13 protein-coding genes are annotated in these 15,145 nt (G+C 61.9%); 4 read left to right on the top strand and 9 right to left on the bottom strand.

What is annotated here, in order from left to right; genetic code table 11:
• Position 1: 1 nt before the first annotated feature.
• The 7 genes from ccoG to rph all read right to left on the bottom strand — a co-directional run bounded on the left by ccoG (position 2) and on the right by rph (position 7,629).
• Positions 2 to 1,453, bottom strand: a complete 1,452-nt coding sequence (gene ccoG, locus AB5Z09_RS03430) for a cytochrome c oxidase accessory protein CcoG (protein ID WP_005357450.1) — start codon at positions 1,451 to 1,453, stop codon at positions 2 to 4.
• A gap of 155 nt (positions 1,454 to 1,608) precedes the next feature.
• Entirely contained in the window at positions 1,609 to 1,872 is a 264-nt protein-coding gene (locus AB5Z09_RS03425; protein ID WP_005339598.1) for a YihD family protein, read from the bottom strand.
• Positions 1,873 to 1,902: 30 nt separating this feature from the next.
• Positions 1,903 to 3,057: a GGDEF domain-containing protein gene (locus tag AB5Z09_RS03420; RefSeq protein ID WP_005339596.1), complete on the bottom strand. Its 1,155-nt coding sequence runs from the start codon at positions 3,055 to 3,057 to the stop codon at positions 1,903 to 1,905.
• A gap of 127 nt (positions 3,058 to 3,184) precedes the next feature.
• The gene (gene cueR, locus AB5Z09_RS03415) at positions 3,185 to 3,574 is read right to left on the bottom strand and encodes a Cu(I)-responsive transcriptional regulator (RefSeq protein ID WP_005356117.1); all 390 of its coding nucleotides are present in this window, start codon (positions 3,572 to 3,574) and stop codon (positions 3,185 to 3,187) included.
• Positions 3,575 to 6,004, bottom strand: coding sequence for a heavy metal translocating P-type ATPase (locus AB5Z09_RS03410; protein ID WP_368194650.1), 2,430 nt, complete (start codon positions 6,002 to 6,004; stop codon positions 3,575 to 3,577). It abuts the gene before it with no gap.
• A gap of 179 nt (positions 6,005 to 6,183) precedes the next feature.
• A complete protein-coding gene (gene pyrE / locus AB5Z09_RS03405; protein WP_324017252.1) occupies positions 6,184 to 6,837 on the bottom strand; it encodes an orotate phosphoribosyltransferase in 654 nt (217 codons plus the stop codon).
• A 75-nt stretch (positions 6,838 to 6,912) separates the two neighbouring features.
• A complete protein-coding gene (gene rph / locus AB5Z09_RS03400) occupies positions 6,913 to 7,629 on the bottom strand; it encodes a ribonuclease PH (RefSeq protein ID WP_005339589.1) in 717 nt (238 codons plus the stop codon).
• 147 nt (positions 7,630 to 7,776) lie between these two features.
• On the opposite strand from rph, the gene AB5Z09_RS03395 reads away from it, so the two are divergent.
• Positions 7,777 to 8,640, top strand: a complete 864-nt coding sequence (locus AB5Z09_RS03395) for a YicC/YloC family endoribonuclease (protein WP_005342032.1) — start codon at positions 7,777 to 7,779, stop codon at positions 8,638 to 8,640.
• A gap of 120 nt (positions 8,641 to 8,760) precedes the next feature.
• Here AB5Z09_RS03395 and AB5Z09_RS03390 read toward each other — a convergent pair whose 3' ends face one another.
• Entirely contained in the window at positions 8,761 to 9,666 is a 906-nt protein-coding gene (locus tag AB5Z09_RS03390) for a LysR substrate-binding domain-containing protein (protein ID WP_019446199.1), read from the bottom strand.
• A gap of 120 nt (positions 9,667 to 9,786) precedes the next feature.
• On the opposite strand from AB5Z09_RS03390, the gene AB5Z09_RS03385 reads away from it, so the two are divergent.
• Both AB5Z09_RS03385 and fghA read left to right on the top strand, forming a co-directional pair.
• On the top strand, positions 9,787 to 10,914 hold the full coding sequence (locus tag AB5Z09_RS03385; RefSeq protein WP_368194649.1) for an S-(hydroxymethyl)glutathione dehydrogenase/class III alcohol dehydrogenase: 1,128 nt from the start codon (positions 9,787 to 9,789) through the stop codon (positions 10,912 to 10,914).
• Positions 10,915 to 10,962: 48 nt separating this feature from the next.
• Positions 10,963 to 11,799, top strand: coding sequence for an S-formylglutathione hydrolase (gene fghA, locus AB5Z09_RS03380; protein WP_368194648.1), 837 nt, complete (start codon positions 10,963 to 10,965; stop codon positions 11,797 to 11,799).
• A 50-nt stretch (positions 11,800 to 11,849) separates the two neighbouring features.
• Here fghA and AB5Z09_RS03375 read toward each other — a convergent pair whose 3' ends face one another.
• Positions 11,850 to 12,572 (bottom strand): head GIN domain-containing protein, encoded by a 723-nt coding sequence (locus tag AB5Z09_RS03375; RefSeq protein ID WP_368194647.1) that lies wholly within the window; start codon positions 12,570 to 12,572, stop codon positions 11,850 to 11,852.
• Positions 12,573 to 12,935: 363 nt separating this feature from the next.
• On the opposite strand from AB5Z09_RS03375, the gene ovoA reads away from it, so the two are divergent.
• Positions 12,936 to 15,086, top strand: coding sequence for a 5-histidylcysteine sulfoxide synthase (ovoA, locus tag AB5Z09_RS03370; RefSeq protein ID WP_368194646.1), 2,151 nt, complete (start codon positions 12,936 to 12,938; stop codon positions 15,084 to 15,086).
• Positions 15,087 to 15,145: the final 59 nt, after the last annotated feature.

Below are 15,145 nucleotides of genomic sequence, written 5' to 3'. Positions count from 1 at the left end.
GTTACAACCGGCTGATAAACTTGCTGCCCTGGCGCAGGTTGCCCTTGCTGTCATCGGGCGCCGCCCCTTCCCGTTTCAGCACGAACTGGATATCCAGCGCCGGCCGTTTCAGGTTGTAGGGATCGACCGCCAGACTGACCGGCAGGGTGTAGATCTCGCCCGCCTTCAGGGTCACTTCACGGGGGCCGAACCACTGATACTCGGGCAAGCCCTCCACATCCAGTTGGTAGGTCTGGGACTGCAGGGTCTTGTTGAGGATCTTGAGGGTGTAGGTGTTCTCGATAAGCCCCTCGCTGTTTTCGCGGAACAGCTGGTTGCGATCCCGCAGGATATCGAGCCCCATCGGCATGATGGACATGGCGTTGTAGACAAATACCCCCAGCATCACCGCCATCACCAGCCCGTAACCGATCAACTTGGGCCGCGCCACATGGGTGGAGTCGTTGGCCAGCTTGTGCTCTGTGGTGTAACTGATGAGCCCTTTCGGGTAGCCCATCCGCTCCATGGTCTGGTCGCAGGCATCGACGCAGGCACCGCAGTTGATGCACTCGTACTGCAGGCCGTCGCGGATATCGATACCGGTCGGGCAGACCTGCACGCAGAGATCGCAGTCGATACAGTCACCCAGCCCCATCGCCTTGGGATCCGCCTTGCGGGAACGGGCGCCACGGGTCTCGCCACGCTTGGTGTCATAACCGACGATGAAGGTGTCCTTGTCGAACATGGCGGACTGGAAGCGGGCATAGGGGCACATGTGGATACACATGATGGCACGCATCCAGCCAGCGTTGCCGTAGGTGATGATGGTGAAGAAGATCACCCAGAACAGCACCCATCCGCTGGCCTGCAGGGTGAAGAGGTCCGGCACCAGTTCAGTTACATCCTGGAAGTAGGCAACGAAGGTCAGGCCGGTCACCAGCGAGATCGCCAGCCAGGCCAGATGCTTGGCTCCCTTGCGAGCCAGCTTCTCGCCGCTCCAGGGCGCCTCGTCCAGCTTGCGCCGCTTGTTGGCGGGCCCTTCCAGCTTCTCTTCAAACCAGATGAACATGAAGGTCCAGACCGTCTGCGGGCAGAGATAGCCACACCAGACCCGACCGAGGAAGGTGGTAATAAAGAAGAGTCCGAAGGCGGCGATCATGAAGAGCCAGGCGAGCAGGGTCAGATCCTGCGGCCAGATGGTGGCGCCAAAGATATGGAACTGCTGGTGACCGAGGTCGAACAGCACCGCCTGTCGCCCGTCGTAACGCAGCCAGGGCAGCAGCACGAACAGCGCCACAAAGAACCAGCCCATGGCCTTGCGCATCCGCTGCCAATACCCTTTCTGGGCCCGCACATAGATGCGGTTGCCCGGGTTGAATCTGTCGTCGCTGGCTTTGAACGTATTGGGGTTGAAGGTCCCGGTTACGCCCTTGTCGGTGACGTCCTTGATATCGATTTTATCGTGGTCGGCCATTGCAAGACATCGCTCCCTTATTTGTTATGGAGCGGATTATATCTTAAACAGCATGCTAATTGTGTGGATTAGATGTATCTAATATTGGGGTTGGATCGCAATTTTCGGCAACAAAAAAGCGCATCACCACGAGGTGATGCGCTTCCGCTAAAGATTCACTTGATTCCGCGAGCCTTGAGCAGTGCCTCTTTGAAATCGGGCACATGATCCTTGGCCAGACCGGGGATCATCGCCTGCTTGTCGGATTCCCGCATCTTGAGGTGATAGATCAGCATGTCGTCGGTCAGCTCGGACAGAGGCCCTTCAAATCCCGCTTCTTGGGCCAGTTTGGCAACAAACTGCACCAGGCTGAGATCCTGTTCCTTGATCCAGGCAGGCTGCAACAACTCCAGCAGCTCTTCGATACGATGACATTGCATAGACAACCTCTTTAATCTGTCACGTTAAATTCAGGCAACCTTACCCATCAAGGCTACTTCGATTCGATCCCGCCCATTATGCTTGGCCTGATAGAGTGCCGCATCCGCTTTTTGGATCAAATCGGCGATTTTCATGCTGTTGTCCGGTATCAGTGTCGCAACACCAAAACTACATGTGACCCGACCGGAGACCAGTGACTTCTGGTGCGGGATGGCCAGCTCCTTGAGTGCCTGCCGCACATTGTCCGCCACCTGCAATGCCCCCTGCATGCCGGTGCAGGGCAGCAGCAAGGCAAACTCTTCACCCCCGTACCGGGCCGCCAGATCGTCCTCGCGCCGCTCCACCTCGGCCAGCAGCCCCGCCACCTGTTGCAGGCAGTCATCCCCCAGCTGATGGCCGTAAAGATCGTTGAACTGCTTGAAGTAATCCACATCCACCAGCACCAGCGACAACGGCGCCCGGGCGCGATGGCAGCGCCGCCAGGCCCGCTCCAGAGAGTCGTCGAGATGGGCGCGGTTGGCGATGCCGGTCAGGCCGTCGAGGCGGGAGGTGAGACGCAAATGCTCGGAGACCGCCTTCAGTTCGGCCACCAGTTCGGCGTTGGAGAAACGGTGGTGGAGCGAGGCGATCTGATCTCGCCGCATCCGGCGCAACAGAGTTGGCAGAAAGACAAACAGATAGCCCGCCAGCATGCAGGAGACGATCCGCTCCTGCTCGTTGCCATTGCCCAGCTCGAACAGCATCGCCATGCCCAGCGGCAGGGCGGAACCATAGAGGGTACGGCGGCTGCCAAACAGCATGATGGCGCTGCCGGTAAGAATGAGGCTGGAGAGCATCATCATGGCGGCCCGGTAGGTATCGGGCAGCTTGTCCATATAGAGCAGCACCCCGAGGGCCCAGATGATGGAGGTGATGGTGGCTCCGATAAAGAGCTCCCGCTCCAACACCGGCAACGGCGTCTGGTGCAGGCGGGCTCGGCGCCAGCGCAGGTGCCAGCCCCGACCCAGCAGCCACAGGAAAGTGCCTGCCAGCCAACCGAGCGCTTCGATGGCGGGTAGATAGTCGTGAAACAGCAGACTCCAGCCAAATGCCAACACGCCCAAACAGGGGAGGCTGAACGATGCATGGGTATAGAGCTGGGCCATGATGGCCTGCTTAACCTGGCGTGTCACACTCTGGGTCAACTGAGTACTCCTGTACAAGAGCCGAGCAGTCTACCATTACCCCCTGACCCGCAACAATAAAGCGCCGCTTATTAAGAAGTTAATCAATCAATATCGATTTCTTCTGCGCTGGCAGGTGAGTCCTTGCTCACCCCTTCTCCAATTCGTCGAGGATCGGGCACTCGGGATTTTCATCCCCGTGGCAGCAGCAAACCAACCCTTCCAGGGAGGTAAGCATGGCCTGCAGCCCGGCGATGCGAGCGCGCAGATCGACGATCTTCTCCTGCGCCAGCTTCTTCACCTGGGCGCTGGTTCTGTGCTCGTCCCGATAGAGCGCCAGCAGCTCCTGACACTCCTCCAGATTGAAGCCGGTCTCCCGCGCCCGCTTGACGAAACGCAACTCCCGCAACGCCCCCTCGGTGTAACTGCGATAGCCGTTGTCACTGCGTACCGGGGCTGTGATGAGGCCAATGCTCTCGTAATAACGGATGGTCTTGGCGGTCAGCCCAGTGGCCTTGGCAACCTTGCTGATGTTCATTTATGCCTCCTTACTGATCGGGTTGGATGCTGGCCCGTGCGCCGCCCTGGGCTGCCAGCGTTTCAATAACAGGGAATTGCTCAAAACGGTAATGCTGCTCAGGGCCATGGCCGCCCCCGCCAGCTCGGGGCTGAGGTAGCCCAGTGCCGCCAGCGGAATACCGATGATGTTGAACACGAAGGCCCAGAACAGATTCTGCTGTATGGTGCGCCAGGTCGCCGCCGAGATATCGATGGCATCGGCCACCAACCGCGGGTCAGATCGCATCAGGGTGATGGAGGCGGTCTCCATCGCCACATCGGAGCCGGAGCCCATGGCGATACCGACGTCCGCCGCCGCCAGTGCCGGGGCATCGTTCACCCCGTCCCCCACCATGGCCACCAGCCCGCGGGTTTGCGCCCGCAGCGCCTCCACTTTCTCCACCTTGCCCGCTGGCAGCACGGAGTCAAAGGCCCCGTCCAGCCCCAGCTTGGCTGCAATATGGGCCACCGGCGCCGGTGCATCACCACTCACCAGCCAGCTGGCGATGCCGCGCTGGCGCAGGGTGGCGATGGCTTCCGGACTCTCGGGGCGCAGGGTATCGGCCAGCGCCCCGATGCCGGCCACCACGCCGTCGATGGCCACCCAAACCCGGGTCGCCCCATCGGCGACTTGTTCATCCTGTTGCGGCGGTTTAATGCCGAGCTGGGCTAGCAGGGAACCATTGCCGATAGCGACCCTGTGACCCTCCACTTGACCCACTATACCGGCACCGACCCGCACCTCGACCGCGTCGGGCTGAGGCAGTGCCACCCCGCTGCCGACCGCCTCGCGCATCGCCAGCGCCAGCGGGTGTTCGCTCGCCTGCTGCAGGGCGGCGGCGAGGCGCAGCTGCTCGTCGTTGCCGCTCCAGCTGGCCAGAACCGGCTTGCCTTGAGTGAGCGTGCCGGTCTTGTCGAAGATCAGCGCCTTGATGGCGTGGGCCTTCTGCAGGGTATCCACATCCTTGATCAGAATGCCGTGGCGCGCCGCCACTCCGGTACCGGTGACGATGGCCGCCGGCGTTGCCAGCCCCAGCGCGCAAGGGCAGGCGATCACCAGCACCGCCACAGCCGCCAGCAGGGCCTGACCGAAGTCGTTGCTGATGGCGTACCACACCAGCAGGGTGAACAGGGCGATGGTCATCACCACCGGCACGAACACGGCGGAGACCTTGTCCACCAGCTGCTGCAGCGGTGCCTTGCCCATCTGGGCACTCTCCACCAGTGCGATGATCTTGCTGAGGCTGGAATCTTCTCCCACGGTAGTGGCTTCGATCTCCAGCACGCCGGAGCGGTTGATGGCTCCGCCCAGCACCTTGTCGCCCGCACTGCGCGGCACAGGCAGGCTCTCGCCGGTGAGGATCGACTCGTCCAGTTCGCTGGCGCCACTCACGATTTTGCCATCCACCGGCACCCGTTCTCCCACCAGCACCCGCAGCCGATCACCGCGCAGCACCTCGTCGATGGCGACGCTCTGCCAGCTCTCGCCACGCCAGACGGTGGCGGTTTCCGGCCGCAGCGCCATCAGTTCGCGAATGGCGGACTGGGTGCTGCGTCTGGCTCTTGCCTCCAACAACTTGCCGAGAGAAATCAGGGTAATGATGATGGCGCTCGCCTCGAAATAGAGCTTGCCGCTGGCGGCCATCCCCAACGTCAGCAGCAGATAGAGGCTGTAGAAGTAGGCGGCGCTGGTACCGGTTGCCACCAGCACATCCATATTGGCTGCGCGGTTCTTGATGGCAAGCCAGGCGCCGCGATAAAAGCGGGCCCCGATCCAGAACTGCACCGGGGTGGCGAGCAGCAGCTCCAACCAGGCGGGAAGATGCCAGGGGAACAGTCCGGCCATGGCCAGCATCCCCACCAGCAGCGGCAGGGTGAGCAAAGCCGAGACGATGACCCGGGTTTGCGCCTGACGGGCAGTGGCGGCCTCCTGCGCTTCCCGCTCCAGCAACTGCTGGCGGCGGCCGCTGGCCGAGCCTTGCGCCTGCTGGGCGCCAAAGCCGAGCGCCTCGATCTGCTCGCGCAAAGCGGCCGGGGTCTGCATCCCGGGGACCAGCACGATCCGGGCCTGTTCGATGGAGAAATTGACCTCGGCCGAGATAACGCCGGGCAGCGCGGCCAGCATCTTGTTCAGTCGAGCCGAACAACCTGCACAAGTCATACCGGTAATTTGAAACAAAAAGGTCTCGCTGCCGTAGTCGTAACCCTGACTCTTGATGCTGTCGAGCACCACTGGCAGACGGTCGGGGCTGGCCAACTCGATGGCCGCCTGCTCCAGCGCGAAGTTGACTGTGGCCTCGACCCCTTCAAGCTTGTTGAGGGCGGTCGCGATGCGGCCTGCGCAGTTGGCGCAGCTCATGCCGCTGAGCGGCAACTGCAGATGAATGGGTGATTGAAGATGAGTGGTCATGTTGTTCCTCCCCGGAACCCGTCGGCACCACAAAACGCCGACTGGCAAACCCTAACCTTTACTGTAAGGGCAAGCTCAAGCCACATGATCCACTTTTTGCAGATGAAAAAAACGGCGCCCGTTTGCTGCCAGAGAGCAAACGGGCGCCGCATTCAGCTATTGCGCGGTGTGAGCGGAGCTCAGATACCGTACTGGGCGCGGTAAGCCTTCATGGCAGCCAATTGCGCCGCCAGCTCCGGCTGCTCGGCCTGCTTCTCTTCCAGATACTGGATCAGGTCGCTCATCTGGATGATGGCGATGATGTGGGCGCCGTAGTCACGCTCCACTTCCTGAATGGCGGAGAGCTCGCCCTTGCCCTTCTCCTGACGGTCCAGCGCGATCAGCACGCCCGCCAGCGAGGCGCCGTTGGCCTGGATCAGATCCATGGATTCGCGGATGGCGGTACCGGCGGTGATGACGTCATCCACCAGCATGATGCGCCCCTTGAGCGGGCTGCCCACCAGATTGCCACCCTCGCCGTGATCCTTGGCCTCCTTGCGGTTGAAGCACCAGGGCACGTCCACATCGTGCAGCTCCACCAGCTGCACCGCGGTAGCGGAGGCGATGGGGATCCCCTTGTAGGCCGGGCCAAACAGCACATCGAACTCGATACCGGCATCCATCAGAGCGGCGGCATAGAAGCGGCCGAGACGGGCCAGATCGCGGCCGCTGTTGAACAGACCGGCGTTGAAGAAGTAGGGGCTTTTACGACCGGATTTCAGGGTAAATTCACCGAATTTGAGGACCTGTTTCTCCAGGGCGAACTCGATAAATTGACGCTGGTAGGCTTTCATTCTGGCTCCTTGCTTGGCTTGTCGTTGTCTTGTGTGGGGGTATAAAAAAACGCGGTCAATGCCGCGTTTTTAAAATCAGGAGAGCGACTGCTTCTGCAGCGCAATGATGTCGGCGATGCCGCCCTTGGCGAGCGCCAGCATCTCCAGCAGCTCCTCATGGGTGAAGGGCTCGGCTTCCGCGGTGCCCTGCACCTCGATGATGCGACCATCTTCGGTCATCACCACGTTCATGTCGGTCTCGGCGGCGGAGTCTTCGATGTACTCCAGATCGCAGATGGCTTCGCCCTGATACATGCCGACGGAGACGGCGGCGATCATCTGCTTGAGCGGGCTCTGCTTGATCATGCCCTTCTCGACCATCCAGTTCAGCGCATCCACCAGCGCCACGCAGGCACCGGTAATGGAGGCGGTGCGGGTGCCGCCATCGGCTTGCAGCACGTCACAGTCAACTGTGATGGAGTGCTCGCCCAGCGCAGTCAGGTCTACCGCCGCGCGCAGGGAGCGGGCGATCAAACGGGAGATCTCCAGAGTACGGCCACTCTGCTTGCCGGAGGCCGCTTCACGGTTCATCCGGGAGTGGGTGGAGCGCGGCAGCATGCCGTATTCGGCAGTCACCCAGCCCTGGTTCTTCCCTTTCAGGAAGCGCGGCACGCTGGTGTCAACGCTGGCGGTGCAGAGCACGCGAGTGTTACCGAACTCCACCAGCACTGAGCCTTCTGCATGTTTGGTGAAATTGCGGGTAATGGTAACCGGGCGAAGTTGCGCGGCACTGCGATCGCTTGGACGTGACATGGAACGGACCTCTGGGCTGGCTCAAATTGGCGGGGGATTATAAGTGATCCCGCCCCAAATATCAGCCGCTAAAACCACGGCATCGGCTGACGAGCAGGGCCGGGCTGAGTATACTGACCGCACACTTCATCAAGCCCGGAACAATCAATGATTCACAGCATGACCGCCTACGCCCGCAAGGAATTCAAGGGCGACTGGGGCACAGCCGTTTGGGAAATTCGTTCGGTAAACCAGCGCTATCTGGAAACCTACATTCGCCTGCCGGAGCAACTGCGCAGCCTGGAGCCGGTTTTGCGTGAGCGTTTCCGCGCCAAACTGCAGCGCGGCAAGGTGGAGTGCAACCTGCGCTTCGAGGCCGCTCAGGCCGCAGCCAGCCAGCTCCATATCAATGAAGAGCTGGCCAAGCTGATCATCGACAGCGCCAGCTGGGTAATGAAAGAGGCGGGTCAGGGCCAGCTCAATCCGGTCGACGTACTGCGTTGGCCGGGCGTCATGGCTGCCGCCGAGCAGGACATGGACGCGGTCGCCACCGAGCTGCTCGGCGGTTTTGACCAGACCATGGAAGATTTCCTCGCCTCCCGCGCCAGCGAAGGGGCCAACCTCAAAGCCCTGATCGAACAGCGTCTGGCCGGTATTCAGGTGGAAGTGAAGAAGGTGCGCGTCCACCTGCCGCAGATCATCGAGTGGCAGCGCCAGAAGCTCACCGACCGTCTGGCCGAAGCCAAGGTGGAGCTGGATCCGGCCCGTATCGAGCAGGAGATCGTGCTGCTGGCCCAGAAGATCGACGTGGCCGAAGAGCTGGATCGTCTGGAGATGCACATCAGCGAAACCAACAAGATCATGAAAAAGGGTGGCGCCTGTGGCCGTCGTCTCGACTTCATGATGCAGGAGTTCAACCGCGAGTCGAACACCTTGGGCTCCAAGTCCATCAACGCCGAAGTGACCCAGTCCGCAGTCGAGCTGAAAGTCCTCATCGAGCAGATGCGCGAGCAAATCCAGAACATCGAATGATGGGTCGCTGACTATCCGGTTGTTACCTGCAAAAGAGCCCTTGATTCCTCAAGGGCTCTTTTATTTTCAGGCCATCGCACCTGTCGCCCGCCGCCGGTGAGTCAACGGCTGGGGAGAGCCCTAGCCTATCGGCATCACCAGCGCCGGTTGGTGAGGGTCGCTCAGCCGCTCGGCCAGATAGTCCACCAGCAGCCGCACCTTGGGGGAGAGGTGGCGGTTGTGGGGATAGAGGGCCCAGATTCCCTCCGCCGGGGCCCGCAGTTCAGGCAGCAACTCGATCAGCTCCCCTCGGGCCAGATGGTCGCTCACGTAGTAGTCCGGCAGCTGGATGATGCCGATCCCCTTGAGCGCCGCGTCCAGCAGGGCATGGCCGCTGTTGCACTGCAACAGGCCGCGCACCCGCACGCTGTGGGGGCGGCCATCCAGGGTGAAGTGCCACTCGTCGCTGTTGCCCACCAGGCAGGTGTGGCGGGTCAGCTCGGAGAGGCTGTTGGGCATGCCGTGGCGGGCGGTGTAGGCCGGTGAGGCGCAGACATAGGGCACCCGCTGCGCCAGCTTGCGCGCCACCAGCGTCGAATCCTTGAGGTGGCCAAGCCGCAGCGCCAGATCGTAGCCTTCATGCACCAGATCCAGCAGCTGGTTGGTGAGGTTGAGGGTCACCTCCAACTGGGGAAAGCGCACCATAAAGTCATTCACCAGCGGGGCGATACGGCTCTCGCCGTAGGAGACGGGGGCCGTGATGCGCAGCGACCCTTGCGGCACCGCCTGATGGCGCCCCACCGCCAGCTCCGCCTCGTAGAGGTTGTCCAGCAGCTGGCGGCAGTGGCGATAGTAGATCTCGCCAAGCTCGGTGAGCCGCACCTGACGGGTGGTGCGCAGCAGCAACTTGGCCTGCAGCCGATCCTCCAGCTGTGCCACCTGACGGCTGACTTGCGCCACCGACACTCCCAGCTTGCGCGCAGCCGGGGTAAAGCCCCCCTGCTCCGCCACGCTGACAAATTCACAGATCCCTTCCCAGCCGAACATTATTACCTGTGTGTAAAAGTGATTTGAGATTTGCCCTCATTATCACCAAATCTGCGGGAAACTACACTGAATGCCCGAACTCATCTCTGTTCACCCTGCTCAACAAGAAGGATGTCATTCATGGCACAGGTTCAAAGCATCAAGTGTAAAGCCGCCATCGCCTGGGGCCCGGGTCAGCCCCTCTCCATCGAAGAAGTAGAAGTCATGCCGCCGCAAGCGGGCGAGGTGCGGGTGCGCATCGTCGCGACCGGCGTCTGTCACACCGATGCCTTCACCCTCTCCGGTGAAGATCCGGAAGGGGTCTTCCCCTGCATCCTCGGCCACGAGGGGGGCGGCATCGTCGAATCCGTCGGCGAAGGCGTCACCAGCGTCAAGGTGGGCGATCACGTGATCCCGCTCTACACCCCCGAGTGCGGCGAGTGCAAGTTCTGCAAATCCGGCAAGACCAACCTGTGCCAGAAGATCCGCGCCACTCAGGGCAAGGGGCTGATGCCGGACGGCACCACCCGCTTCTCGAAAGATGGCCAGCCCATCTATCACTACATGGGCACCTCCACCTTCAGCGAATACACGGTACTGCCGGAGATCTCCATCGCCAGGGTGGACCCGGCCGCCCCGCTGGAAGAGGTCTGCCTGCTCGGCTGCGGCGTCACCACCGGCATCGGCGCAGTGATGAACACCGCCAAGGTGAAAGAGGGTGAGAGTGTCGCCATCTTCGGGCTGGGTGGCATCGGCCTCTCGGCAGTGATCGGCGCCCGTCTGGCCAAGGCCGGTCGCATCATCGCCATCGACATCAACGAGAGCAAGTTCGAACTGGCCCGCAAGCTGGGCGCCACCGACTGCATCAACCCGAACGATTACGACAAACCGATTCAGGAGGTGATCGTCGAGCTGACCGATGGCGGCGTCGACTTCTCCTTCGAGTGCATCGGCAACGTCAAGGTGATGCGTGCGGCGCTGGAGTGCTGCCACAAGGGCTGGGGCGAGTCGGTCATTATCGGCGTCGCCGGAGCGGGTCAGGAGATCAGCACCCGTCCGTTCCAGCTGGTGACCGGCCGGGTCTGGCGCGGCAGCGCCTTCGGCGGGGTACGCGGTCGCAGCGAACTGCCGAGCTATGTGCAGCGCTACATGCAGGGCGAGTTCCGCCTCGATGACTTCATCACTCACACCATGGGGCTTGAGCAGATCAACGAGGCATTCGATCTGATGCATGAAGGCAAGAGCATCCGCACCGTCATCCACTACTGAGCATGATCGCCCCGCCCGCCATCGTGGGCGGGGTAAAGGAGTCCTTCGATGAATCTGGAGATTATCAGCAGCAACAAGAGCTTCGGCGGCTGGCACAAGCGCTATCGCCACAGCGCCAGCGTGCTCGGCTGCGAGATGAATTTTGCCATCTATCTGCCGCCTCAGGCCCTCACCGGCCAGAAGGTGCCCGTGCTCTACTGGCTCAGCGGCCTCACCTGCACCGATGAGAACTTTATGCAGAAGGCGGGCGCCCAGCGTATCGCCGCCGAGCTTGGCATCGCCCTGGTGGCGCCGGACACCAGCCCCCGCGGCGACGGCGTAGCGGACGACCCCGGTTATGACCTCGGCATGGGAGCCGGTTTTTACGTCAATGCCAGCCAGAGCCCCTGGCAGGCACACTACCAGATGTATGACTACGTTACCCGCGAGCTGCCAGACTTGATAGAGACCCACTTCCCGGTCTCGACCCGCCGCGCCATCAGCGGCCACTCCATGGGCGGTCACGGTGCGCTGATCGCCGCGCTGCGGGAGCCGGGTCGCTACCGCTCGGTCTCGGCCTTCAGCCCGATCTGCCATCCAAGCCGGTGCCCCTGGGGCCAGAAGGCGCTCGGCGCCTACCTCGGCAGCAATCCGCTGTTGTGGCAGGAGTGGGATGCCTGCCAGCTGCTGCGCCACCAGCCGGTCACGCCGCTACCAACCCTGGTAGATGTGGGGCTGGATGATCCCTTCCTAGCCGGGCAGTTGCATATCGATGCGCTGGCCGAAGTTGCCGCCAGCAAGGAGTGGCCGCTGGAGCTCAACCGCCACAAGGGCTATGACCACAGCTACTACTTCGTGGCGAGCTTTATCGAGGCGCACCTACGCTTTCACGCCCGCCACCTCTGATCAACACAGGCCCGTGACGGGCCTGTTTCAGTTGTGGTGATCGGTTGGCTTCAGCTGCCCGCTCGGGTCACTCCGCCGGAGCCTGCGATCTGCTGCTCCACCTTGGGATCGCCCCAGTAGGCGATGTTGCCTGAACCGGCGATGCCGACTTTCAGCGTCTCCTGCGCCCGTACCGCCACATCACCGCTGCCGGCGATATTGACCTCTACCTCGTTGCCGCGCATCTCGCTCCCGAGCACATCACCAGAGCCGGCAATGTTCAGCTCGATGGCCTGTGCCGAACCGCTGCCCAGCTCCAGACTGCCGGTGCCAGCGATATTCCCTTCCAGCCGTTTCAGCTCCAGCTGACTGGCGACGATGTCACCGGTACCAGCCACCGACAGCACTAGCTCATCGCCCTTGAAGCCGCTCAGATTGCCGTTGCCGGTCCCGGCCAATGCCAGTTCGTTCAGCACAGGCAAGGTGATGGTCAGCTCCAGCGGCTCGGTAGGATCGAGCCGGTAACCCTCCTTCACTTCGATCTCCAGCTTGTCGCCGCTCTCGGTCAGCTCCAGATAGGGCAGCAGGTTCTCCTGCCCCTTGATCAGGATTCCGCGCGGCTCCCCCGCTACCAGATGGAGGGTGGCAGGTACACCCGCCAGCACCCGGGTCACCCCATCACCGAGCGCCTGCTGGCGCTCGACCACAGCCCCCGTTCCGGTCACTCTGGTCTGATCCAGCCAGTTACAACCACTGAGCCCTGCCATCAACATGACAACCATCATCCATTTCATCGCTACTCTCCTCCTTATGTGTTGGCCATCCCGGGCCAATTGGTTTTCATGCTCTGCAAAGAGTGAGCCAAAAATTAACCTAATGATTCAAAAGGAAATAACTATTTCACCCAGAACAAACCGAAGAATTAAGAAAGCCATTTAGACCATATTTTGGTGAAAATAACCATTCTCGAACGGATATGATTGTGGCTGATTGGCGGGTCGTCCTGCCGGTCACTATGCTGACAAGCCGTGGAAGTTTTGGATTGCCCTGCCGGTCTGTTGAGCCAATAGTGGTACTTCGTGCGTACCAAGCTCTCCATTGCGGTAATGTCATTACCACTGTCTTGTCAGTTTTCACTGCCAACAAGGAGTCAGAGCGTGACCCAAGCAAGCCCTCTCTATTCCACTGCCACCGGTCTGCCGGAGCCGACTCGCACCCCGTTGCTGACCGGCAGCGACCCCGAGCAGAAACGGCGCGAGCTGCTCGCCTACTTCTGCCAGACCTTCGATCTCTACGACTCACTGTTCGACTGTCTGGCCGATGAGCGGGCCTGGTTCAACAAGGCGATCCCGCTGCGCCATCCGCTCATCTTCTACTACGGCCACACCGCCGCCTTCTTCATCAACAAACTGCTGGCGGCGCGCCTGATCGACCAGCGGCTGGATGCCCGCATCGAGGCCATGGTCGCCATCGGGGTGGACGAGATGAGCTGGGACGATCTGGACGAGACCCACTACGACTGGCCCAAAGTCAGCGAGCTACGCAGCTATCGGGCCAAAGTCCGTTCGCTGGTGTGCGATTTTATTCGCCAGATGCCGCTCACTCTGCCCATCGACTGGCAGAGCCCGGCCTGGGTCATCTTGATGGGGATAGAGCACGAGCGCATCCACCTCGAGACCTCCAGCGTGCTGATCCGCCAGTTGCCGCTCGCCTGGGTGCGGCCGCAGCCTTATTGGCCCGCCTGCCCCGAAGCCCGCCACCGCATTGACCAGGTGCCCGCCAACAGCCTGCTGCCGGTGGCCGGCGGCAAGGTGCGCCTTGGCAAGCAGGACGCCACCTACGGCTGGGACAACGAATATGGCGAGCGCCAGATCGAGCTGGCCCCATTTCAGGCCAGCCGCATGCTGGTGAGCAATGCCGAGTACCTCGCCTTCGTCCAGGCGGGCGGCTACGGCCAGCAACAGTGGTGGGATGAGGAGGGATGGGGCTGGTGCCAGTACGCCAAGGCGCAGATGCCCACCTTCTGGGTCGGCGACCCCGCCAAACCCGAACAACTGCAGCTGCGGCTGATGACCGAGCAGGTCGCCATGCCCTGGGACTGGCCAGTCGAGGTCAACCAGCTGGAAGCGGCTGCCTTCTGTCGCTGGAAGGCGGCCCGGACCGGACTCCCCATCCAGCTGCCGAGCGAGGCGGAGTGGATGCTGCTGCGCGAGCAGCTACCCGGCGATCAGCCGGACTGGACACAGGTCCCCGGCAATATCAATCTGACCCGCTTCGCCTCCTCCTGCCCGGTGGATGCCTGCCCGCAAGGGGAGTTCTTTGATCTGGTGGGCAATGTCTGGCAGTGGACCAGCACCGCCATCGACGGTTTCGACGGCTTTAAAATCCACCCGCTCTACGACGACTTCTCTACCCCCACCTTTGATGGCAAGCACACCCTGATCAAGGGGGGCAGCTGGATCAGCACGGGCAACGAAGCGCTCAAATCATCCCGTTACGCCTTCCGGCGTCACTTCTTCCAGCATGCGGGTTTCCGCTATCTGGTCTCCCGTTATCAGGAACCCGTTATCGTGAATCCCTATGAAACCGACACGCTCGTCGCTCAGTACCTCGACTTCCAGTACGGCCCCAGCCACTTCGGGGTCGCCAACTACGCCAAGACGCTTGCTGATCTTGCTGGCGAGCTGTGCAGCAACCACCAGCGGGCACTGGATATCGGCTGTGCCACCGGCCGCGCCAGCTTCGAACTGGCTCGCCACTTCCAGCATGTGGACGGGGTCGACTACTCGGCCCGCTTCATCGATGTGGCGCTGGCCCTCGCCAGCCAGGACAGCTTCCGCTACGCCATTCCGCTGGAGGGTGAACTGGTGGAGTATTGCGAGGCACGCCTGTCGAGCCACGGGCTGGGGGCAAGTCAGGCTGAGCGCATCCACTTCAGTCAGGGGGATGCCTGCAACCTCAAGCCCAAATATGACCACTACGATCTGGTGCTCGCCTCCAACCTCATCGACCGGCTGCGAGAGCCCGCCCGCTTCCTGCGGGACATAGCACCCCGGCTGCGCAGCGGTGGCCTGCTGGTGCTCACCAGCCCCTATACCTGGCTGGCGGAATATACCCCGCCCGCCAACTGGCTCGGCGGCATTCGTGAAAACGGCGAGGCGCTCACCACCTATCAGGCGCTGCAACGGCTGCTGGCGGCCGAATTCGAGGAGCACTGCCCGCCGCGGGATGTGCCCTTCGTCATCCGCGAGACCGCCCGCAAATACCAGCACACGGTGGCCCAGCTCACCGTCTGGCGCAAACGCTAATCCGCCGGTCGGCATGCAAATGAGAAGAGGGAGGCCAACGGGCCTCCCTCTTGTTATGG

Origin of the sequence: Aeromonas sp. R2-2, from assembly GCF_040908355.1 — a bacterium.
Classification (GTDB): Bacteria; Pseudomonadota; Gammaproteobacteria; order Enterobacterales; family Aeromonadaceae; genus Aeromonas; species Aeromonas veronii.
Note: the sequence above shows the minus strand (reverse complement) of the source record. Positions and strands in the feature narration are given on the sequence as shown.